This is a genomic window from Amycolatopsis sp. CA-126428 (genome assembly GCF_002904335.1).
Classification (GTDB): Bacteria; Actinomycetota; Actinomycetes; order Mycobacteriales; family Pseudonocardiaceae; genus Amycolatopsis.
Genome location: NZ_PPHF01000147.1, coordinates 23,760 through 45,636 on the forward strand (window position 1 = coordinate 23,760; position 21,877 = coordinate 45,636).

General features: G+C 71.6%; 12 protein-coding genes. 3 read left to right on the top strand and 9 right to left on the bottom strand.

The window, feature by feature from the left end; genetic code table 11:
• Window positions 1-18: 18 nt before the first annotated feature.
• Complete coding sequence (locus C2L58_RS36215; protein WP_103342148.1) at window positions 19-1,656, top strand: ABC-F family ATP-binding cassette domain-containing protein; 1,638 nt, start codon at window positions 19-21, stop codon at window positions 1,654-1,656.
• 769 nt (window positions 1,657-2,425) lie between these two features.
• On the opposite strand, the gene C2L58_RS36220 is transcribed toward C2L58_RS36215, so the two are convergent.
• The 5 genes from C2L58_RS36220 to C2L58_RS36240 form a co-directional block, all read right to left on the bottom strand.
• Entirely contained in the window at window positions 2,426-3,190 is a 765-nt protein-coding gene (locus C2L58_RS36220) for a carbohydrate ABC transporter permease (RefSeq protein WP_233226138.1), read from the bottom strand.
• An 83-nt stretch (window positions 3,191-3,273) separates the two neighbouring features.
• A complete protein-coding gene (locus C2L58_RS36225) occupies window positions 3,274-4,239 on the bottom strand; it encodes a carbohydrate ABC transporter permease (RefSeq protein ID WP_103342149.1) in 966 nt (321 codons plus the stop codon).
• On the bottom strand, window positions 4,221-5,492 hold the full coding sequence (locus C2L58_RS36230) for an extracellular solute-binding protein (protein WP_103342150.1): 1,272 nt from the start codon (window positions 5,490-5,492) through the stop codon (window positions 4,221-4,223). The genes C2L58_RS36225 and C2L58_RS36230 overlap by 19 nt, the downstream gene beginning before the upstream one ends.
• Before the next feature lie 112 nt (window positions 5,493-5,604).
• Entirely contained in the window at window positions 5,605-7,695 is a 2,091-nt protein-coding gene (locus C2L58_RS36235) for an alpha-galactosidase (RefSeq protein ID WP_103342151.1), read from the bottom strand.
• A gap of 55 nt (window positions 7,696-7,750) precedes the next feature.
• The gene (locus C2L58_RS36240; RefSeq protein ID WP_103342152.1) at window positions 7,751-8,695 is read right to left on the bottom strand and encodes a methionyl-tRNA formyltransferase; all 945 of its coding nucleotides are present in this window, start codon (window positions 8,693-8,695) and stop codon (window positions 7,751-7,753) included.
• 114 nt (window positions 8,696-8,809) lie between these two features.
• Between C2L58_RS36240 and C2L58_RS36245 the strand changes: the two genes are divergently transcribed.
• Window positions 8,810-10,108, top strand: a complete 1,299-nt coding sequence (locus tag C2L58_RS36245; protein ID WP_103342153.1) for a lysine N(6)-hydroxylase/L-ornithine N(5)-oxygenase family protein — start codon at window positions 8,810-8,812, stop codon at window positions 10,106-10,108.
• Here C2L58_RS36245 and C2L58_RS36250 read toward each other — a convergent pair.
• The 4 genes from C2L58_RS36250 to C2L58_RS36265 all read right to left on the bottom strand — a co-directional run bounded on the left by C2L58_RS36250 (window position 10,095) and on the right by C2L58_RS36265 (window position 13,574).
• On the bottom strand, window positions 10,095-10,580 hold the full coding sequence (locus tag C2L58_RS36250) for a DinB family protein (RefSeq protein ID WP_103342154.1): 486 nt from the start codon (window positions 10,578-10,580) through the stop codon (window positions 10,095-10,097). The genes C2L58_RS36245 and C2L58_RS36250 overlap by 14 nt on opposite strands.
• 90 nt (window positions 10,581-10,670) lie before the next feature.
• Complete coding sequence (locus C2L58_RS36255) at window positions 10,671-11,474, bottom strand: ABC transporter ATP-binding protein (protein ID WP_103342155.1); 804 nt, start codon at window positions 11,472-11,474, stop codon at window positions 10,671-10,673.
• 4 nt (window positions 11,475-11,478) lie between these two features.
• Complete coding sequence (locus C2L58_RS36260) at window positions 11,479-12,537, bottom strand: FecCD family ABC transporter permease (RefSeq protein ID WP_103342156.1); 1,059 nt, start codon at window positions 12,535-12,537, stop codon at window positions 11,479-11,481.
• On the bottom strand, window positions 12,537-13,574 hold the full coding sequence (locus tag C2L58_RS36265) for a FecCD family ABC transporter permease (RefSeq protein ID WP_103342157.1): 1,038 nt from the start codon (window positions 13,572-13,574) through the stop codon (window positions 12,537-12,539). Before C2L58_RS36265 ends, C2L58_RS36260 begins: the two co-directional genes overlap by 1 nt.
• 136 nt (window positions 13,575-13,710) lie before the next feature.
• Here C2L58_RS36265 and C2L58_RS36270 point away from each other — a divergent pair.
• Window positions 13,711-21,877: non-ribosomal peptide synthetase (locus tag C2L58_RS36270; protein ID WP_146073742.1), on the top strand; the 8,167-nt coding region annotated here is incomplete at its 3' end.

Sequence of the window (21,877 nt, forward strand, 5' to 3'; positions counted from 1 at the left end):
CGTAGACTCGGCTACCTCATGAGCGCAACTCTCGTCGCGAAGGACCTGGCCGCCGGCCACGGTGACCGCACCCTCTTCTCCGGCCTCGATCTCGTCGTCGCGCCCGGGGACGTCGTCGGCCTGGTCGGAGTCAACGGCGCCGGCAAGTCGACCCTCCTGCGGACCCTCGCCGGGCTCGCGAAGCCGGACAGCGGCGAGGTGCGGCTGAACCCGCCCGCCGCGACCGTCGGGCACCTGCCGCAGGAGCCGGAACGCCGCGAAGGCGAGTCGGTGCGGGCCTTCCTGGCGCGGCGCACCGGCGTCTCGGCGGCGCAGGCCGACCTCGATTCGGCGACCGACGCGCTGACGGCGGGCTCCGCGGGCGCGGACGACCAGTACGCGACGGCGCTCGACCGGTGGCTCGCCCTCGGTGGCGCCGATCTCGACGACCGGGCCGCCGAAGTGGCCGCGGACCTCGGCCTGGCCGTGGACCTGGACCAGCCGATGACGTCGCTCTCGGGCGGCCAGGCGGCGCGCGCGGGGCTCGCTTCGCTGCTGCTGAGCCGCTACGACGTCTTCCTGCTCGACGAGCCGACGAACGACCTCGACCTGGACGGCCTGGCCCGGCTGGAGCGGTTCGTCTCGGGCCTGCGCGCGGCGACCGTGCTGGTCAGCCACGACCGCGAGTTCCTGGCCCGGACCGTCGACCGCGTCGTCGAGCTGGACCTGGCCCAGCAGCAGGTGAACGTCTACGGCGGCGGGTACGAGGCGTACCTCGAGGAGCGCGAAGTCGCCCGGCGGCACGCGCGCGAGGAGTACGAGGAGTTCGCCGACACGAAGGCGTCGCTCGAGGCGCGCGGGCGGATGCAGCGGGCGTGGATGGAGAAGGGCGTCAAGAACGCCCGCCGGAAACAACCCGACAACGACAAGGCAGCGCGCAAGTTCCGCTCGGAAGCCACGGAGAAGCAGGCGTCGAAGGCGCGGCAGACCGACCGGATGATCGAGCGCTTGGAGGTCGTCGAGGAGCCGCGCAAAGAGTGGGAGCTGCGGATGGAGATCGCCGCGGCCCCGCGGGCGGGCGCGGTGGTCGCGACTTCGCGTGGGGCGGTGGTCCGGCGGGGTGGGTTCACGCTCGGGCCGGTCGACCTGCAGATCGACTGGGCGGACAAGGTCGCGATCACCGGGGCGAACGGGTCGGGCAAGTCGACGCTCCTGGCGGCGCTGCTCGGCCGGGTGCCCCTGGACTCGGGCGCCACCGCGCTGGGGCCGGGTGTGGTGGTCGGCGAGGTCGACCAGGCTCGGCGGCTGTTCCTGGGTGATGTCCCGCTGTTTTCGGCGTTCGCTCGTGAGGTGCCGGAGCTGGCGGATGCGGAGGTGCGGACGCTGCTGGCGAAGTACGGCTTGAAGGCGGCACACGTCCTGCGCTCGGCGGCGACGCTCTCGCCGGGGGAGCGGACGCGGGCTGCGCTGGCTTTGCTGCAGGCGCGGGGGGTGAACTTGCTCGTGCTGGACGAGCCGACCAACCATCTGGACTTGCCGGCGATCGAGCAGCTGGAGGCGGCGCTGGACAAGTACCCGGGGACGCTGTTGTTGGTGACGCATGATCGGCGGATGCTTGATGCTGTGCAGGTGACGCGTCGGTTGGTGGTCGAGGGTGGGAAGGTCAGCGAGGTGTGACCTTTGGTGGGGTTGCGGCTCTGGTCTTCGGTGGTGTGAGCGGTGCTCTCGGTTTGGAGCACTGTGTTGAGGGTGGTTGTGAGCGGTGCTCTCGCCGGTGAGCGGTGCTGGCTGTTGGGGCGTGAGCAGTGCTCTCGAGAGTGAGCGGTGGCGGCTGTTGAGTGTGAGCGGTGCTCTCGGCGGTGAGTGGCGGCGGTTTTCGGGCGTGAGCAGTGCTCTCGAGAGTGAGCGGTGTCGGCTGTTGAGTGTGAGCAGTGCTCTCGCCGGTGGGCGGTGGCGGCCGCTGGGCGTGAGCGGTGCTCTCGACAGTGAGCGATGCTCGCTGTGGAGGCGAGAGCGGTGCTCTCAAATTTGAGCGCCGCGTTCCGTTGCGAGCGCGGCGTGGTGTGGCGTGGTGTGTGAGCAGTGCTCTCGGGTGCAGGAGTTGCGTGCGTGAGCAGTGCTCGCGGATGTGAGCGCTGCATGCCGTGGAATGTGAGCACTGCTCTCAAGTGTGAGCGCTGCGCTCTGTGAGAAGTGAGCAGCGCTCTCGGCCGTGAGCGCTGCTGCAGGTGGGGTGAGCGGCGGCCTTGGCGGTGAGTGGTGCTGGCGAGCGTGGCGTCCTGTGGAATGTGAGCAGTGCTCTCGGATAAGAGCGCTGCGTGCTGCCGGGGTGTGAGCGGTGCTCTCGGATCTGAGCGCCTGCCGCAGTCGCGCGTGAGCGGTGCTCTCGGATGTGAGCGCTGGTCGCGCGCGGCGGGTGAGCGGTGCTCTCGCGGGAGAGCGCTGCTCAGCCCTTTGTCGCCCCGCCGGTCAGGCCCTTCACGAACTGCTTCTGCAACGCCAGGTAAAAGATCAACACCGGCAGCGTCGCCAGGAACATCAGCGCGAACACGCTCCCCAGGTCCGCCTGGTACTGGCCGATCGACCGGTAGATGCCCGTCGTGATCGTCGTTCCCTGGCCGGGGCCCAAGATGATCAGCGGGTCGATGAAGTCGTTCCAGATCCACACGCCCAAGAAGATCAACACCGAGGCCGTTGCCGGGCGCAACAGGGGGAACACCACTCGCCAGAACACCTGCATGCGGCTCGCGCCGTCGAGCAGGGCGGCCTCCTCCAGTTCCACCGGGACGCTGCGGATGAACCCCGTGAACACGAAGACCCCGAACGGCACGTAGTACCCGACGTTGAAGAGGATCAGGCCCTGGAGTGTCGCCATCAAGTGGGTCACCCGCAGGACGTCGGTGATCGGGATCAAGATCACCTGGGGCGGGATCATCAAGCCGGCCAAGAGGACCAGGGTGAGGACCTTCGTCCACCGCTTGCCCGAGCGCGCCAAGTAGTGGCCGAGCATCGCGGACAGCACCGTCAGGACCAGGATCGACAACACCGTCACGACGATGCTGTTCGTCAGGCTGACCCAGAACAGCCCGTCCGGGCGGGTCAGCACCGCGTGGATGTTCGCCAGCGTCGGCGGCAGCGGCAGTGACGCCGGCTCCTTCGCGATCAGCTCGCCCCGCTTGAACACGTTGGCCAGCACCAAGTACAGCGGCACGAAGAAGACCGCACTGACGAGAAGAGCAACCGCGGGCCGGGCAACGGAACGAGGACGGGAACCGGGACGAGGGCGGGACAGGGTCACAGGTCCACCTCCCGGCGGCGGAGGAAGTTCAGCACCACCGTCGTCACCAGCGCCACGATCACCAGCATCAGCACCGCCATCGCGGACGCGTAACCGACGTGGTTCGAGTCGAACCCCGTCTGCAGGACGTCGAACGCGATCGTGGCCGTGGCGCCGGAACCCGGGCCTCCGTTGGTGATCACCTTGACGTAGTCGTAGGTCTTGAACGCCGAGATCAGCAGCACCACCGTGTTGATCGTCAGCGACGGCGCCAGCAGCGGCCACGTCACCGCGCGGAACCGGCGCCACGGCCCCGCGCCGTCGATCTCCGCCGCCTCCAGCAGCTCCGGCGGAATCCCCTGCAGCCCGGCCAGGTAGACCACGACGCAGAACCCGAGCATCTGCCAGCACACGATCGACGCGACCGAGTACAGCGCCAGGTCCGGATCGGACAGCCAGCCCGGCGGGTGCGAGACACCCAGGCCGCGCAACAGGCTGTTGAGCGGCCCGCGGTCGTCGAGCAACCGGGACCAGACGATCGACACCACGACCGAGCTGAGGATCACCGGGGTGAAGAACACGCTCCGCAAAGCGTTGTACAGCCAGCCTTTCCGGTCCAGCAGCAGCGCCACGCCGAGCCCGAGGACATTGGGGACGATCACCACGATCACCGTCAGGATCGTGGTCACCCGCAGCGCGGTGAGAAACTGCGAATCGGTGAACAGCAGGCGGTAGTTGTCGAAGCCGACGAACTTCACCGGGGGGTGGAACGGGTTGTAGTTCGTCAGGCTGTACCCGAAGCTGATCAGGATCGGCGCCATCACGAAACACAGGTACACGAGCACGCCCGGCGCGCCGAACGACGCGAAGTGCGCCAGCCGCGGCAGGACCGGCCGGCGTCGGCGGCGGCGCGGGGCCACGGGGCGGGGCGGGGCCGGGGGAGCGGCGACGGCGGTCAAGGACGTCAGCCCGCCTTCGCCCACTCGGTGTCCAGGAAGGCGCACGCGTCGGCCACGGACTTGCGGCCCGTGATCACGTCCTGGGCGGCCTGGTCCACCTTGTCCTTCATCCCCGGCAGCAGCCCGTCGTCGGCGGTTTCCCAGCGGAACGCGTGCACCACGGCGTTCTGCTGCACGGCCTGGGTGTAGAGGTCGTAGCCGGCCTTGAACGTCGCCCCGACGCCGGACGGCGGCGTGTAGCCCTTGATCGCCGGGAAGAGGCCGTCGGCCTTCACGGAGGCGTCCAGCTGGTCCTTGTCGAGCTGGAAACCGAGGGCGAACTTCCGCGCGGCGTCGAGGTTCGCGGCCTTGGCGTTGACGATCATGCCGCCGCCGGTGTAGGCGGGGACGACGAGTTTTCCGTCCTCGGTGGGGAAGTTGAAGACGCCGACCTCGAAGTCGTGCTTCTTCGAGTCGGCGTTGGCGGCGAACCAGTTGCCCATCGGGTACATCGCGCTCTGGCCGTCGAGGAACGCCTGCTCGGTCGCCGCGTAGTCGCGGGACACGCTGGTCTTGTCCACGTACTCCTTCGCCGCGAGGTCGGCGAGCTTCGCAAACGCGTGCTGGAACGCGGGATCGGCGAACTTCACCTTGTCCTGACGCCGCTGGGTGAGCCAGTCCGGCATCGTGTTGTAGACCTCGGTGCTGACCAGCCCGGAAAGGATCATCGACGACGGGAAGCCGTCCTTGCCGCCGCCGATGGTGAACGGCGCGTAGCCCTTGTCCTTGAGCTTGCCGGCGTCGGTGACGAGCTCGTCCCACGTCTTCGGCGGCGCCGCGATGCCCGCGTCGGCGAACATCTTCTTGTTGTAGTAGATCGGCGGGATGGTCTGGGTGTTCGCCGGCAGCTGGTAGTACTTGCCGTTCACCGGGTTGGCCTGCGGGAACTGGAAGTCCTTCAGCTCCTCGGGCGTCCACGCGTAGAGGTTGCCCGCCTCGGCGAAACCGGCCGAGTCGACGGCGATCATCACGTCGGGGAACTGGCCGGACTGCAGGAGCTGCTTCGCGTACGACGTCCGGCCGTCGGCGGTCGGGGCGACGAGCTTCTTGACCTTGACACCCGGGTTCTTGTCCGTGACGCGCTTGATGGCGGCGTCCCAGTAAGCGGGGGTGAGGTTCGGGGTCTCGAACGTCAGGAAGGTGATCTCCGCATCGCCGCCACCGCCGGTGTTCGACCCGACCGAGCACGCGCTCACCGCCAGGAGCGCCACTGCTCCCAGCGCCAGGAACCTTCTCATGACCGCCGCCTTCCGTCACCCACCATATGTGATGTATGAGGCATTCGATCGGACGTTTACCGGAGTGTCAAGCGTCGAATGCCGTCGAAAGTGCGGTTGATGCGGCGATAGATCAGATCTTTAACCGGTTGAGGCGGACGACTCTGCTGGCGAAGTCGCCGGTCGGGAGGCCGGGCGGCAGTCCGCGGGCGAGCAGCACGGCGCCGCTGTGCGCCGTCCCGGAAGCCGGATCCAGGTACCGGTGAGCGGGATCGAGGCCGGCCAGCCGCAGCGGCCGCTCCGGCTCGCCGAAGTGCGCGGCCTGCCGGTACTCGAACACGACCACGCGATCGCCGAGCACGTACTGGAGCGCGGTGACGCCGTCGTCGACCGGCGGCCGGAGCCGGTACAGCGCGCCGTGCTGCACGACCGGCCGGATGTCCTTGTAGAGCGCCACGAGGTCCCGGGCCGCCGCGAGCTCGCCGGCGGGCCAGTGCACGACGTCGCCGCCGAGGCCGAGCACGCCGGCCATGGCGACGTGGAACCGGAACGCGAGCGGCACCGAGCGGGCCGTCACGAAATTGGGGTTGTCGGTGACCCAGGCCGACATCGCGCGGGCGGGGTAGAGCTGGCCGTACCCGTGCTGGATCCGCAGCCGGTCGAGCGCGTCGGTGTTGTCGGAGGTCCAGACCTGGTCGGTGCGGGCCAGGACGCCGAGGTCGATCCGCCCGCCGCCGCCCGCGCAGGACTCGATCCGCAGGCCGGGGTGGTCCGCGCGCAGCCGGTCGAGCAGCGCGTACACCGCGCGGGTGTGCTCGACCCACAGCCGGTCCTGGTCGCTTTCGCCGGGCCAGCCCGCTTCGCTGAACGGCCGGTTCATGTCCCACTTGAGGAAGTCGACGCCGTGCTCGCCGACGAGCCGGTCGAGCCACTCGTGCGCCCACTCGGCGACGTCCGGGCGCGCGAAGTTGAGCACCAGCTGCCGCCGCAGCTCCGAGCGTCGCCGGTGCGGGTGGTGCAGCACCCAGTCCGGGTGGGCGCGGTAGATGTCGCTGTCGGGGTTGACCATCTCGGGCTCGACCCAGATGCCGAACCGCATCCCGAACCCGTGCACGGCGTCGACCAGCGGTTTCAATCCGTCGGGGAACCGTGCGCGGTTGACCTGCCAGTCGCCGAGCCCGGCGTGGTCGCCGGTGCGGGCGCCGAACCAGCCGTCGTCCATCACGAACAGCTCGACGCCGAGCGCCGCCGCCCGCTCGGCCAGCGCGCGCTGCCCGGCCTCGGTGACGTCGAATCCGGTGGCCTCCCACGAGTTGTAGAGCACCGGACGCAGTTCGTCCGCGTGCGGCAGGACGTGCGCGAGGACGTAGGCGTGCCACGCACGGCTCGCCGCGCCGAACCCGCCGTCGGTGTACAGCCCGGCGTAAACCGGCGTGGTCAGCGGCCGGCCCGGTCCGACGCGGTGGACGACGCCGTCCTGGCCGAAACCGCCGCTGACCGTCAGCCGCCCGGTCGACGACCGGGTGGTCGTCAGGCGCCACGACCCGCTCCAGGCCAGCGCGACGCCGTAGACCTCGCCGTGGCGCTCGGTCGCCGTGCCGTCGTCGACCATCACCCAGGGGTTGGCGTGGTGACCGGTGATCCCGTGCCGGCTCCCGAAGCCGGTTTCGCCGTGCGGCACACTCACGCGGCGCAGCTGCGTCTCCGCCGCCCAGCGGCCGGTGACGTGGCTCAGCCGGTAGTCCTCGAAGAGCGGCACCGCCCAGGTGGCCGAGTCGGCCCGGACGACCTCGACGTCGGTGTCGGCGCTCAGCTCGGTCCAGCGTTCGAGGACGGCGCCGCGGAGCCGGTAGTGCAGGGTGATCCGCAGCGGGTAGTGCCGGTCCGCGAAGAACAGGCGCAGGTGCTCGCCGGTGATGTCGTGGTTCTCGTACCGCCATTCGAGGGCCCGCGTCCCGTCGGCGAAGCGGACCTGCAGGGCGGGCGTCCAGTACCGGGTGCCGCCGTCGGCGGCGAGTTCGGCGAGTCCCTCGTTCGGGTCGTTGAAGCCGTCCCACCAGGGAAGCGTTTTCGCGGACAGCTCGAGGACTTCGGCGTCGGACAGCGCGGGGCCCCAGTGGACGTGGGTCGGGACGTCGTCTTCGTCCAGCCGCAGCGCGTACGTGCTCGACTCGCCGGTGAGCACCCAGGTGCGGTGGTCGTCGAGGAAGCTGATCCCGGCCATGCGGGACATCCTGCTCACCGGCGTGGCCGCCGCCAAGGGATGTCCCGCTCACCGGTCAGGGACGGTCGGTGACGTACCCGCCCATCGTCTTGAAGTACTCGTGCGCGGGCAGTTCGGTCCCGTCGGCGGTGCGGACGCGCTCGACGAGCAGGCCGGGGGACCGGCCGCGCCGGGCGTCCGGCCCGGCGACGATCACCACGCCGTCGCCCTCGCGGATGAAGATCCGGCCCGGCGTGCCGCCGTAGTGGCCTTGCGAGACCGACGCCTTCAGGATCCGCAGCTCTTCGCCGCGGTGGTAGGCGAACGCGTTCGGATACGGGTCCGACAGCGCGCGGACGAACCGCTCGAGGTCGGCGGGCGGCAGGGTCCAGTCGATCAGGCTGTCCCGCTTGGCCCGCTTGTGGAAGAAGCTGGCCTTCGACCGGTCCTGCGGCACCGGCGTGTAGCCGGTCTCGATCAGGGAGATGGCCTCGGCGGTGATCGGCGCGATGAGGTCGACCGTGCGGTGGAAGAGGTCGGTCGTGGTGTCGGACGGCCCGACCGGGATCGCGCGCTGCAGCACGATGTCGCCGGCGTCGAGCTCGCCGTCCATCATGTGGGCGGTGACGCCGACCTCGGGCTCGCCGTTGATCATGGCCCAGATGAGCGGCGAGAAGCCCGCGTACGCCGGCAGCAGTGAGTCGTGGATGTTCAGGGTGCCGTGGCGCGGCAGTTCGAAGATCTCCGGCGGCAGCCAGGTGCGCCAGTTGTTCGCCACGATCAGGTCGAGGTCGGCGGCCTTCAGTTCGGCCAGCAGTTCGGCGTCGTCCGGGCGGTTGCGCAGGAGGACCGGGATGCCGTTCTCCTCGGCGAGGTCGGCGACCGAGTCCGCCCAGATCCGCTCGTAGGCGTGGTCGCTCTTCGGGTGCGTGACCACGAGGGCGACCTCGTGACCGGCGTCGATGAGCGCCCGCAGGGTCCGGTGCCCCCAGGTCTGGTAGCCGAACATCGCCACGCGCATTTCGAGAGTGCCTTTCATGATCGGGGACGAACATCACCACGAACGTACTAGGCGAGGCTCGCCTAAGTTAGGTTAGGGTTCCCTGAACCGTACCGGAGCGCGCGAGGGAGCAACATGACTGCAGAGGTCCCGATCTACGACATCGTCGGCGTGGGCTTCGGACCGTCGAACCTGGCCCTCGCGATCGCCCTCGCCGAGCACAACGCCGGTTCCGGTGAGCCGGTGACGGCGCACTTCCTCGAGCGGCAGCCGCGCTTCGGCTGGCACCGCGGGATGTTGATCGAGACCGCGACCATGCAGGTGTCGTTCCTCAAGGACCTGGTCACCATGCGGAACCCGACCAGCGAGTTCAGCTTCCTCAGCTACCTGCACGCCGCCGGGCGGCTGGTCGACTTCATCAACCACAAGAACCTCTTCCCGCTGCGGGTCGAGTTCCACGACTACTTCGAGTGGGCGGCCGCCAAGGTCGACGACGTCGTCTCCTACGGCACCGAGGTCGGCTCGGTGACACCGGTGTACGACGGGTCCGAAGTCGCGTACTTCGACGTCCGGGCCTCGGACGGCTCCTGCCTGCGCGCCCGGAACCTGGTGATGGGCACGGGTCTGCGGCCGCAGCTGCCCGAGGGCGTCACCGCCGGGGCCCGGATCTGGCACAACAGCGAACTGCTGTTCCGCGTGGACGCGCTGCGCGGTGCCGACCCGAAGCGGTTCGTCGTGGTCGGGGCCGGCCAGAGCGCGGCCGAGGTCGCCGCGTTGCTGCACGAAGAGTTCCCCCGCGCCGAGGTGTGCGCGGTGTTCGCCCGCTACGGCTACAGCCCGGCCGACGACAGCTCGTTCGCCAACCGCATCTTCGACCCGGACGCCGTCGACCAGTTCTACCGCGCGGGCGAGCCGGTGAAGGACCGCCTGATGCGCTACCACGGCGCGACGAACTACTCCGCCGTCGACGTCGACCTGATCGACGAGCTCTACCGGCGGGTCTACCGCGAGAAGGTGCTGGGCGTGGAACGGTTGCGGCTGTTCAACGTTTCGCGCCCGGTCGAGGTGACCGACAGCGGAACGGTGACGGTCGAGTCCCTGACGACGGGCGAGCGCACGGTCCTGGACGCCGACGCGGTCGTCTACGCCACGGGGTACCGGCCCGCGGACCCGACGCCGCTGCTCGGCGAGCTGGGCCCGCGGTGCCTGCGCGACGAGTCCGGGCGCCTGCGGGTGGAGCGCGACTACCGGCTGGCGACAGAATTCCCGCTGCGCGGCGGGATCTACCTGCAGGGCGGCACCGAGCACACGCACGGCATCACGTCGTCGCTGCTGTCGAACACCGCGGTGCGGGTGGGGGAGATCCTGCAGTCCGTCGTGGACCGCCGGGTGGTCGCGGAGCCGGCCGGGAAGTTCGCCGTCAGCGTGCGGTGAGCTGTTCCCGCAGGATGTCGCCGTGGCCGGTGTGGCGGGCGAGCTCCTCGATCAGGAACAGGTAGACGAACCTGAGGGTGACCTCGCCGACGACCGGGTGCGTCCAGCGGTCGTCGAGCGAGAAACCCGCCGCGATCTCGCGGGAGCGCGCGCTGGTGCGTTCGTACTCGGCGATCACGTCGGCGACCGTTTCTTCGTCGGCGACCACGAAACTGGGGTCCCCGGGGGTCGAGGGCCCGTCGATCTCGGCCTCGTCGAGCCCGGCGATGAGCCACTGGAACCAGCGGCGCTCGGCGACGGCGGCGTGCTTCACCAGGGCGATCGGCGTGGTCAGGGACGGGACCAGCCGACGCCGGGCATCCGCTTCGGACAGCCCGCGCGCGTTCTCGACGAGCGCGAGGCGGCCGCGGTCGAGCATGGCCTCCAGCAGTTCGCGTTCGGGGCCGGTGGTCTTTTCGGGCAGCGCGTACACGGCAGTCAGCTTCCTGGGTGGGGGAGTTTCGGCCGGATCGGTCCTCGGAGACGGTGGAGACGGTGAGGAAGGCCGGGCCCCAGGATAGCGCTAGTGCACCGGCGCCGGGTGGTGACGGCTGATCGGGATCACCATCGGCGTCCCGCTCACCGGGTCCGGGGCGACCTGGCAACGGACGTCGAAGACCTCCTCGACCAGGTTCTCCGTGATCACCGACGCCGGCTCGCCGGAGGCCACCACGCGGCCCGCCTTCATCGCGATCACGTGGTCGGCGTACCGGCACGCCTGGGGGAGGTCGTGCAGCACCATCACCACCGTGCGGCCCTCGGCGCGGTTGAGGTCGACGACCAGGTCGAGCACGTCGATCTGGTGGGCGAGATCGAGGTACGTCGTCGGCTCGTCGAGCAGCAGCACCGGCGTGCCCTGCGCGACCGCCATCGCGATCCACGCGCGCTGGCGCTGGCCGCCGGACAGCTCGTCCACCGGGCGGCCGGCGAGGTCCAGCAGCGAGGTGGCCTCCAGCGCCGCGCGGACCGCGTCTTCGTCCGATGTGGACCATTGGCGCCACCAGCTCTGGTGCGGGGCGCGGCCGCGGCCGACGAGGTCGGCCACCGTCATGCCCTCGGGCGCCACCGGGGACTGCGGCAGGATGCCCAGCTGCTGGGCGACCTGGCGGGTCGGCAGGTCGTGGATCGACCGGCCGTCCAGGTACACCCCGCCCGCCTTCGGCGTGAGCAGCCGGGCCAGCGTGCGCAGCAGCGTCGACTTGCCGCACGCGTTCGGCCCGACGATCGCGGTGATCTTCCCGCCCGGGATGTCGAGGTCGAGACCGTCGATGACGACCCGGTCGTCGTAGGCGACGCGCAGGTCCTGCACGCGCAGGGACGGTGTCATCTGTTCAGCCTCCGGAGCCGGATCGGTTGGCCCTGGCCAGCAGCCAGAGCAGCAGCGGGGCGCCGAGCGCGCCGGTCACGATGCCGACCGGCAGCGGGGACGCCGTGAGGGTGCGGGCCAGGAGGTCGCTGCCCAGCACCACCACCGCGCCGGTGAGCGCGGACGCGATGAGCGGCGGGGACGGCTGGCGCGCCAGGCGTTGCGCGATCTGCGGCGCGGTCAGCGCCACGAACGAGATCGGGCCCGCGGACGCCGTCGCGAAGGCGACCAGCCCGGCGCCGGCCAGCAGCAGCCCCAGCCGGACCGGCTGCACCGGCGTGCCGAGCCCCGCGGCCACGTCGTCGCCGAGCTGCAGCGTGCGCATCCACCGCGACAGGGCCAGCACGAGCGGCAGCAGCACCGCCAGCGCGCCGGCCAGCGGGACGACGTGCTCCCAGCCGCGGTTGGCGAGGTTGCCCACCAGCCAGCCGATCGACGCCTGGGCCTCGGTGATCTGCGCGCGGCTGAGCAGGTAGTCGGTCAGGCTGGTGCACATCGCGAAGATGCCGATGCCCACCAGGATGATCCGGTAGCCGGTGGTGCCGCGCCGCCACGCGAGGACGTACACGAGCAGGCCGGTCAGCAGCCCGCCCAGCAGGCCGAGCGTGGGGGTGCCGAGGCTGCCGCCGAAGCCGAAGGAGATCCCGGCGACGACGGCGGTGGCCGCGCCCGCGTTGATGCCGATCAGGTCCGGGCTCGCCAGCGGGTTGCGCGTGATGGTCTGGAACACCGCACCGGACGCACCGAACGCCAGCCCGGCCAGCAGCCCGGTCAGCGCCCGCGGCAGTCGCAGCTCCTGCACGATGTAGCCGGTGCCGCTGTCGCCCCCGCCGAACACGGCGGACAGGACGTCGGACACGCCGAGCGGGACGTCGCCGATCGTCATGCCCGCGCAGAACAACGCGAACGCCAGCACGGCGAGCACGAGCGAGACGGCGACCGGCCGGAGCCGTACCTGGCCGGACACCGCGGGTTTCCCGAGACGGAAGGTGACGCGGCCGCGCCGCACCTGCAGCAGGCTCATCAGGCTTCCACCACCTTGCGGCGGCGGACCAGCCAGATGAAGAACGGCGCGCCGAGGAAGGCGACGATCACGCCGGCGCGGACCTCGCCGGGCCGGGCCATGATCCGGCCGAGGATGTCCGCGGCGAGCAGCAGGGAGGGCGCGAGGACCGCGGTGTAGGGCAGCAGCCACCGGTGGTCCGGCCCGATGAGGAACCGCACGGCGTGCGGGACGATCAGGCCGAGGAACACGATCGGCCCCGCGACCGCGACGGAAGCGCCGGTCAGGAGCGTGATGGCCAGAGCGCCGCGCAGCCGCAGCGGGCCCAGCCGCCGCCCGAGCGCCACCGCGACGTCGTCGCCGAGCGCGAGGCTGTTCAGCGCGGGGCCGCTGGCGATCGCCAGCACCACGCCGGCGAGCAGGAACGGCAGGACCCGCAGCAGCGATCCGCTGTCGACGCCGGCGAGCGAACCGGCCGACCAGAACCGGAAGCGGTTGAGCGCCACCGGGTCCGACAGCACCATCGCGCTGGTGAACGAGCCGAGCAGCGCCGTGACGGCGGCTCCGGCGAGGGCCAGCTTGACCGGGCTCGAGCCGCTGCGGCCCCGGGTGCCGAGGAAGTAGACGACCGTGGTCGCGGCGAGCGCACCGGCGAAGGCGAACCAGATGTAGCCGTAGAGGGAGCTCACGCCGAGCACGGTGATGGAGAAGACGATGGCGAACGCGGCCCCGGCGCTGACGCCGAGCAGTCCCGGGTCGGCCAGGGGGTTGCGCGTCAACGCCTGCATGAGCGTGCCGGCCAGGCCGAGCGCGGCGCCCACCAGCACGGCCAGGAGGGTGCGCGGCATCCGGACACTGTGGATGATCACGGCGTCGGCGGAGCCGTCGCCGTGCCACAGGACCTGCCAGACGGCGCCGACCGAGATCTCCTTGGAGCCCAGCCAGACACTCAGCAGGCAGAGGAAAACCAGCACACCGAGAGCGGCCAGCAGACCGAGCGCGCGGCCCGTGTGTGGCGGGCGTCGCTCGAGAGCGATCCCTCCGGGGTCTGTTCGCACCGCACCTCCGACTGGTACTGATTTAGGTAAGGCTAACCGATGGTACAGGAGTGCATCCTCACCATCCGTTTGTTAGGGTCACCTAAGTTTGCACCCCGATCGGGGTGCCCGTGAGCAGCGGGAGGCTGGTCTACCGGTGAGCAACGGTGACGCTGTGCAGCAGCAGGTGTCGAGGCTCGGTTTCTGGCGTGACCGCCTCGCTTCGGCGCCGAAGGAGCTGCCGCTGCCGGTCGACCGGCCGTACCCGGTGGAGCCCGTCTTCGCCCGACTGGACCGTCCGCTGCCCGCCGTCGACGAGCTGACCCTCCTCGCGGCCTTCACAGTGCTGTTGTCCCGGTATGCGGGAACGGTGGACGTCGTGCTCGGGATCGGCGCGCTGGTGCCCCTCCGGGTGGATCTGGGTGGCTCGCCGGACTTCGGCGAAGTGGTTGCGCGCGTACGCGAGGCACGGGAAGAGGCGCTGGCCCACCGGATTCCGTTCGGCGACCTGGTCGCCGCGCTGGAGCCCGAGCCGGGGCGCGGGGGATCGGTGCTGGTCAACGTCGGTTTCGGTGCCGAAACGGACCTGGGCCTGGACCTGAACCTGACCCGGGACGGCGCGGACTACCGCGCCGACGTCCTCGATGAATCCACTGTGGACCGGATGCTGGACCACCTCGGAAACCTGCTCGCCGATGCGCAGCATCTTCCACAGTGGCCGGTGGCCCGGCTGGATCTCATGACGGCACCGGAACTGCACCGGATTCTCGAGGACTGGAACGAGACGGACCTCGGGGCGCCGCTGTCGACCCTGCCGGAGCTGTTCGCCGCCCGTGTCCGGGAGGCGCCGGACGCGGTCGCGCTCGTCTTCGAGGACCGGGAACTGTCCTACGCGGAGCTGGACGTGCGCGCGAACCGGCTCGCCCACATCCTCATCGAGCACGGCGCCGGGCCGGAACAGGTTGTCGCGCTCGCCGTGCCGCGCTCGATCGAGATGATCGTCGCCGAGCTGGCCGTCCTCAAGGCCGGCGCCGCATACCTGCCGCTGGACCAGGATCACCCGGCCGAGCGGATCGCGTTCATGGTGTCCGACGCCCGCCCGGTTTGCGTGGTGACCACGCGCGATCTCGCCGACCGTTTCGACGGCGACGTCCTGCTGCTCGACGACATCTCGTGGGACCCGGCGACGGACCCGGCCGCCGCGATCGTCCCGGCCAACGCCGCCTACGTCATCTACACTTCCGGCTCCACCGGGCGGCCCAAGGGCGTCGTGGTCTCCCACGCGGGTGTCGCGAAGCTCGTCGCGACGCAGTCCGAGCGGTTCGGCGTGGGCCCGCACAGCCGGGTGCTGCAGTTCGCGTCGCCCAGTTTCGACGTCGCGTTCTGGGACCTGTGCCTCGGCCTGCTCTCCGGCGGCCGCTTGGTGATCGTCCCGGCCGAACGCCGGGTGCCCGGGCCCGAGCTGGCCGAGTACGCGCACGCCCACGGCGTCGACTTCATGATTCTCCCGCCCGCGCTGCTCGCGGAGTTCCCCGAGGACTGCGACCTGCCGCGGAACAGCGTCCTGCTCGCGGGCACCGAGCGCGTGTCGCCGGAGCTGGTCCGCCGCTGGGCGCCGGGGCGGCGGATGTTCAACGCCTACGGCCCGACCGAGGCCACGACCAACTCGACGCTCGGGCTCTGCGACCCGGAGATCGTCCCCGGCTCGGCCGTCCCGATCGGCGTGCCGGACCCCGGCACCCGGGCCTACGTCCTCGACGCGCACCTGGCCCCCGTCCCGGTCGGAGTGGTCGGCGAGCTGTACCTCGCCGGAAGCGGCCTGGCGCGCGGCTATCTCGGTCGGCCGGGGTTGACGGCGGAGCGGTTCATCGCCGACCCCTTCGGTTCCGGCGGACGCCTCTACCGGACCGGTGACCTGGTCAAGTGGCTGCCGGACGGCCGTCTCGTGTTCCTCGGCCGGGCCGACGACCAGGTCAAGATCCGCGGCTACCGCATCGAACTCGGCGAAATCGAGTCGGTGCTCGCGGAACACCCGCGGGTCGGCCAGCCGGTCGTCGTCGCGCAGGACGGGCAACTGATCGCCTGCGCCGTGCCGGTGCCCGACCGGGACCGGACGGCCGAGCAGGGCCACGTCGACGAATGGCACGACGTCCACGAGGAGATGCTCGCCGGCTCCCACGGCATCGAAGAGAACTTCGCCGGCTGGAACTCCAGCTACGACGGCTCGGAGCTCCCCCTCGCCGAGATGCGGGAGTGGCACGCGGCGACGATCGACCGGATCCGCGCGCTGCGGCCGAAGCGGGTGCTGGAGATCGGCGTCGGCAGCGGCCTGATCCTCTCGCGGATCGCCCCGGACGCCGAGACCTACTGGGGCGTCGACCTTTCCGAGAGCGCGGTCGAGAACGTCCGGCGGGAGGTCGCCGCCATGCCCGAGCTGGCGGGCAAGGTCCATCTCGCCGCGCGGCCCGCTCACGACCTGGGCGCACTGCCGGACTTCGACACGGTGATCATCAACTCGGTCGCCCAGTACTTCCCGAGTGCGGACTACCTCGCCGAAGTCGTGAAAACCGCCGCCACGCGGCTGGCCCCGGGCGGGACGATCTTCCTCGGCGACCTCCGCAACCTGCGTTCGCTGCGGGCCTTCCGGACCGCCGTCGAGCTGCACCGCGGCCGGACCGACGTCGCCGCGGTGGACCAGGCGATCGCGCGGGACGGCGAGCTGGTCCTCGACCCGGACTTCTTCGCCGCCCTGGCCCGGGAACTCGACGGCTTCGGCGACGTCGACCTGTGGGTCAAGCGCGGCCAGGCGCACAACGAGCTGACCCGCCACCGCTACGACGTCGTCCTGCGGAAGGCCCCGCGGCCGGAAGCGGTCGAAGAACAGGTCGTCGCGTTCGGCGACCTCGGTGCGGTGGAACGGTTCCTGTCCGCCGAGACGCCGGAGAGGCTGCGCGTCACCGCGATCCCGGACGCGCGGCTGGCCGGCGAACGGGCCGCGGTCCGCGCCCTGGACACCGGCGACGCCGAGGCGGCCCTGGCGGCGCTCGAGAGCCGGGACGGCGTCGACCCCGAAGCCCTGTACCGGCTCGGCGAGCGCGCCGGCTACCGCGTGGCCGTCACCTTGGCGGCCGTGGGCGGCGAGCTGGAAGCCGTCTTCACGAGGGGCGAAGACGGTTCCGCTTACCGGCCGGTGCGCCAGGCGGGCACGCCGGGGTCGTACGCCAACAACCCCGCGGCCCGGCGAGAGACCGGGGCGCTGGTGGCGTCGCTGCGCGCGCACGTCCGGGACCGGCTGCCGCAGTACATGGTGCCTTCGGCGTTCGTGATCCTCGACAAGCTGCCGGTGCTCGCCTCCGGCAAGCTGGACCGCAAGGCCCTGCCCAGCCCCGAGCGGTTCACCGCCGGGCCCGGCCGGGCGCCGCGCAACCCCGTCGAGCAGCTGCTGTGCGAGATGTTCGCCGACGTCCTCGGGGTGCCGCAGGCCGGACCGGACGACGACTTCTTCGCGCTCGGCGGGCACTCGCTGCTCGCCACCCGGCTGATCCAGCGCATCCGCGCGGCCGTCGGCGCCGAAGTGCCGGTGCGGGCGGTGTTCGACGCTCCGACGCCGGCCGCCCTCGCGGACCTCCTCGCCGGCGCCGTCACCGAGACCGAGCGGCGCCCGCTGGTGCGCGTCACCGACCGGCCGGAGCGGCTGCCGCTGTCGTTCGCGCAGCAGCGCCTGTGGTTCCTGCACGGGCTGGAAGGCGGCTCGGCGACCTACAACGTCCCGCTCGTCATGGAGCTGGCCGGCGAGCTCGACGTCGACGCGCTGCGGTCGGCGCTCGCCGACGTCCTGGGCCGGCACGAGGCACTGCGGACGGTCTTCCCGGTCGACGGCGGCGTGCCGTACCAGCGGGTGCTGCCCGAAGGAACGGTGGCGCTGACCGTCCGGGCAGTGTCCGATGTGGACACCGAGGTCGACGCGCTCGTGCGCGGCGTGTTCGACCTCGGCGCCGGGGTGCCGGTGCGCGCGCAACTGCTGACCGCCGACCCGCGGCGGCACGTGCTGGTCCTGGTCGTGCACCACATCGCCGCCGACGGCTGGTCGCTGTCACCGCTGTGGCGGGACATCGCGGCGGCCTACCGCGCCCGCCTGCGCGGCGAAGCTCCCCCGTGGACGCCGCTGCCCGTGCAGTACGCGGACTACACGCTCTGGCAACGCGAGCTCCTCGCCACCGAAGAGGCCGCCCAGCTCGGTTACTGGCGGGAGGCCCTCGACGGCCTGCCCGACCGGATCCCGCTGCCGCTCGACCGGCCGCACCCGCCGGCCTCCGCCCACCGCGGCGGGTTCTTCACCTTCACCTGGGACGCCGGGCTCCAAGCCGGGCTCGCCGACCTCGCCCGCGCGTGCGGGGCCAGCCCGTTCATGGTCGTGCACGCGGGCCTGGCGGCGCTGCTCACGCGGCTCGGCGCGGGCACCGACATCCCGATCGGCACCCCGATCGCCGGCCGCACCGACCCGGCCCTCGACGACCTCGTCGGGTTCTTCGTCAACACCCTGGTCCTGCGCGTGGACACCGGCGGCGACCCGTCGTTCCGCGACCTCGTGGCCCGGGTGCGCGAGCGCAGCCTCGACGCCTACGCCCACCAGGACGTCCCGTTCGAGCGGCTGGTCGAGGCGCTCAACCCGGCCCGGTCGCTGGCCCACCACCCGCTGTTCCAGACCATGCTCGCCTGGCAGAACACCCCCGGCACCGGCGTCGCACTGCCCGGCCTGACCGTGACCGAGCGGCCCGTCGGCACCGGCACGGCCAAGTTCGACCTCTGGTTCTCCTTCACCGAGCGCGCCGACGGTCTGCACGGTCAGGCCGAGTTCAACGCCGAGGTGTTCGACCGGGCCACCGTGACCGGCCTCCTCGACCGCCTGGAAACCCTGCTCCGCCAGGTCGCCGCCGCCCCGGACCGCCGCCTCGGCTCCCTCGACGTGCTCACCGCGGCCGAGCGCGACGGCCTCGAACGGACCTGGTCGGGGGCCGTCGAGGACGTCCCGGCGGTCACCGTCCCCGAGTTGTTCGCGGCCCAGGTCGCGCGGACCCCCGACCACCCCGCGCTGGTGTTCGAGGACGAAGAGCTCACCTACGCCGAGCTTGACGCCGTCTCGAATCGTCTGGCCCGCGTGCTGGCCGCGCGGGGCGCCGGGCCGGAGCGCGTGGTCGCGCTGGCACTGCCCCGCTCGACGCACCTGGTCACGGCGATCCTCGCCGTGCTCAAGGCGGGCGCGGCCTACCTGCCGCTCGACCCCGGCTACCCGGCCGACCGCATCGCGTTCATGCTCGAAGACGCCGACCCGGCGCTGGTGCTGGCCGTCGCGGACACCGCCGTCCCGGGCGCCCTGCTGCTCGACGATCCGGACACCCTGGCCGGAGTTCCGGACGCGCCCCTGGAAGTCGTGCCGCGGCCGGAGAACCCGGCGTACGTCATCTACACCTCCGGCTCGACGGGCCGGCCGAAGGGCGTGGTCGTCCCGCACGCCGGGATCGTGAACCGGCTGCTGTGGATGCAGGCCGAGTACGGCCTCACCGCCGGCGACCGGGTGCTGCAGAAGACGCCGTCCAGCTTCGACGTCTCGGTGTGGGAGTTCCTCTGGCCGCTGGTCACCGGCGCCACCGAGGTGCTCGCCCGGCCGGACGGGCACAAGGATCCCGCCCACCTCGCCCGGCTGATCCGCGACCGGGCCATCACGACCGTCCACTTCGTCCCGTCGATGCTCCAGGTCTTCCTCCAGGAGCCGGCGGCGGGGGAGTGCACGAGCCTGCGCCGGGTGCTGTGCAGCGGCGAGGCCCTGCCCCCGGCCGCCGTCGCGCAGTTCGCGCAGGCCCTGGCCGCCGAACTGCACAACCTGTACGGCCCGACCGAAGCCTCGGTGGACGTCACGGCACATCGGACGTCCACTGAGGACACTTCCGTCCCCATCGGACGTCCGGTGTGGAACACCCGCACCTACGTCCTCGACGCCGCCCTGCGTCCGGTCCCGCCGGGCACCCCCGGCGAGCTGTACCTGGCCGGCGTCCAGCTCGCCCGCGGCTACCTCGGCCGGGCCGGGCTCACCGCCGAGCGGTTCGTCGCCGACCCCTTCGGCGCGCCCGGCGCCCGGATGTACCGCACCGGCGACCTCGCCCGCTTCCGCTCCGACGGCGTCCTCGAGTTCCTCGGCCGCGGCGACGAGCAGATCAAGATCCGCGGCTTCCGCGTCGAACCCGGGGAGATCGCCGCGACCCTGGCCGCCCACGACGACGTCGCCCACGCCGTCGTCGTCGCCCGCGAGGACCGCCCCGGCGACGTCCGCCTGGTCGGGTACGTCGTCCCCGCCGACAGCGACGGTTCGGCCGAGGAGGAGACCGAGCAGGTCGGCGAGTGGCGCGAGCTGTACGACTCGATGTACTCGGGCGACCGCGACGAGTTCGCGGGCTGGAACTCCAGCTACACCGGCGAGCCGATCCCGCGCGCGGAGCTGCGCGAGTGGCGCGACACGATCGTCACCCGGATCCGCGACCTGAACCCGCGGCGGCTCCTGGAAATCGGCGTCGGCAGCGGCCTGCTGCTGACCGAGCTGGCCCCGCACTGCGAGGCGTACTGGGGCACGGACTTCTCCGCCGAGGTCATCGCTTCGCTGGGCCAGCGGGTCGCGGTCGATCCGGTGCTCGCCGAGCGCGTCGAACTGCGCACCGGCGACGCCGCCGACGTCACCGGCCTGCCGGTCGGGTTCTTCGACACGATCGTGCTCAACTCCGTCGTGCAGTACTTCCCGAGCGGGACGTACCTCCTGGAGGTGGTGCGCAAGGCCCTGGACCTCCTGGCGCCGGGTGGCTCGCTCTTCGTCGGCGACGTCCGCGACCTGCGTCAGGTCCGGGCGTTCCACACGGCGGTGGCCGAGGCGCGCGGCGGTGACGTCGAACAGCGGCTGCTGCGGGAGAAGGAACTCCTGGTGGCGCCGGAGTTCTTCGCGGGCCTCGACGGGGTCGCCGCGGACATCCGGGTCAAGCGCGGCCGGGCGGTCAACGAACTCACCCAGTACCGCTACGACGTCGTCCTGCGTCCGGGAACCGCCGAGCCACTTCCGGTCGAGACGCTGACGTGGGGCACCGATGTGTCCACTGTGGAGGAAGTGGCCGCGCGGCGTCGCGACGGCCTGCGCGTCGAAGGCGTCCCCAACGGGCGGATCACCGAAGGCGTGAACCCCGAAGACTGGTACGCACTCGGTGCGGTCGTCACGTGGTCCGCGGCCGGCGACGGCTCGGTCGACGTCCTGTTCACCCGCGGTGACCCGGCCGGCGCGTTCCGGCCCGGCCCGGACCCGATCCTGTCCTACACCGGCAATCCCCGGCGCTCGCGCCGCAGCACCGCCCTGCCCGCGGAGCTGCGCGCCCTGGCCGCCGACCGGCTGCCCGAGCACATGGTGCCGTCGGCGATCGTCGTGCTCGACGCGCTGCCCGTGACGGCGAACGGCAAGCTCGACCGCCGCGCGCTCCCGGCCCCGGACCGGAGCGCGCCGGTGTCGGACCGCGAACCGCGCACCCCGGCCGAACGGGAGCTGTGCGCGCTGTTCGCCGACGTCCTCGGCCTGCCGCGGGTCGGCCCGGACGACAGCTTCTTCGCCCTCGGCGGGCATTCGCTGCTGGCCACGCGGCTGATCGCCCGCGTCCGCACCGCCCTGCACGCCGAGCTCGAAGTGCGGGCGGTCTTCGAGACACCCACCCCGGCGGGCCTGGCCGCAGTGCTCGCGACCGCCCGCGGCACCGCGCGGCCGCCGCTGGTCCCCGCGCGCCGGCCGGACCTCGTCCCGCTGTCCGGTGCCCAGCAGCGGCTGTGGTTCCTGCACCACCTCGAAGGGCCGTCGGCCACCTACAACGTCCCGCTGATCATGCGGCTCGAAGGCGCCCTCGACGTCGAGGCGCTGCGCCGGGCGCTGACGGACGTGGTCGCCCGGCACGAGGCGCTGCGCACCCGGTTCCCGCAGCGGGACGGCGTGCCCCACCAGGACATCCTCCCGGCCGCCGAGGTCGACCTGCCCGTCCGCGAAGTCGAGGACCTCGACGACGCCCTGACCGGGCTGGTCCGCGGGGCGTTCGACATTGAGCGGCACGTGCCGGTGCGCGCGGAGCTGCTGCGGCTCGGCGCCCGCGAGCACGTCTTCGCGCTGGTGTTCCACCACATCGCCTCCGACGGCTGGTCGATGGCCCCGCTGTGGCGCGACATCGCCACAGCCTACGCCGCCCGCCGGGCCGGGGAAGCTCCACAGTGGACGCCGCTGCCGGTGCAGTACGCGGACTACACGCTGTGGC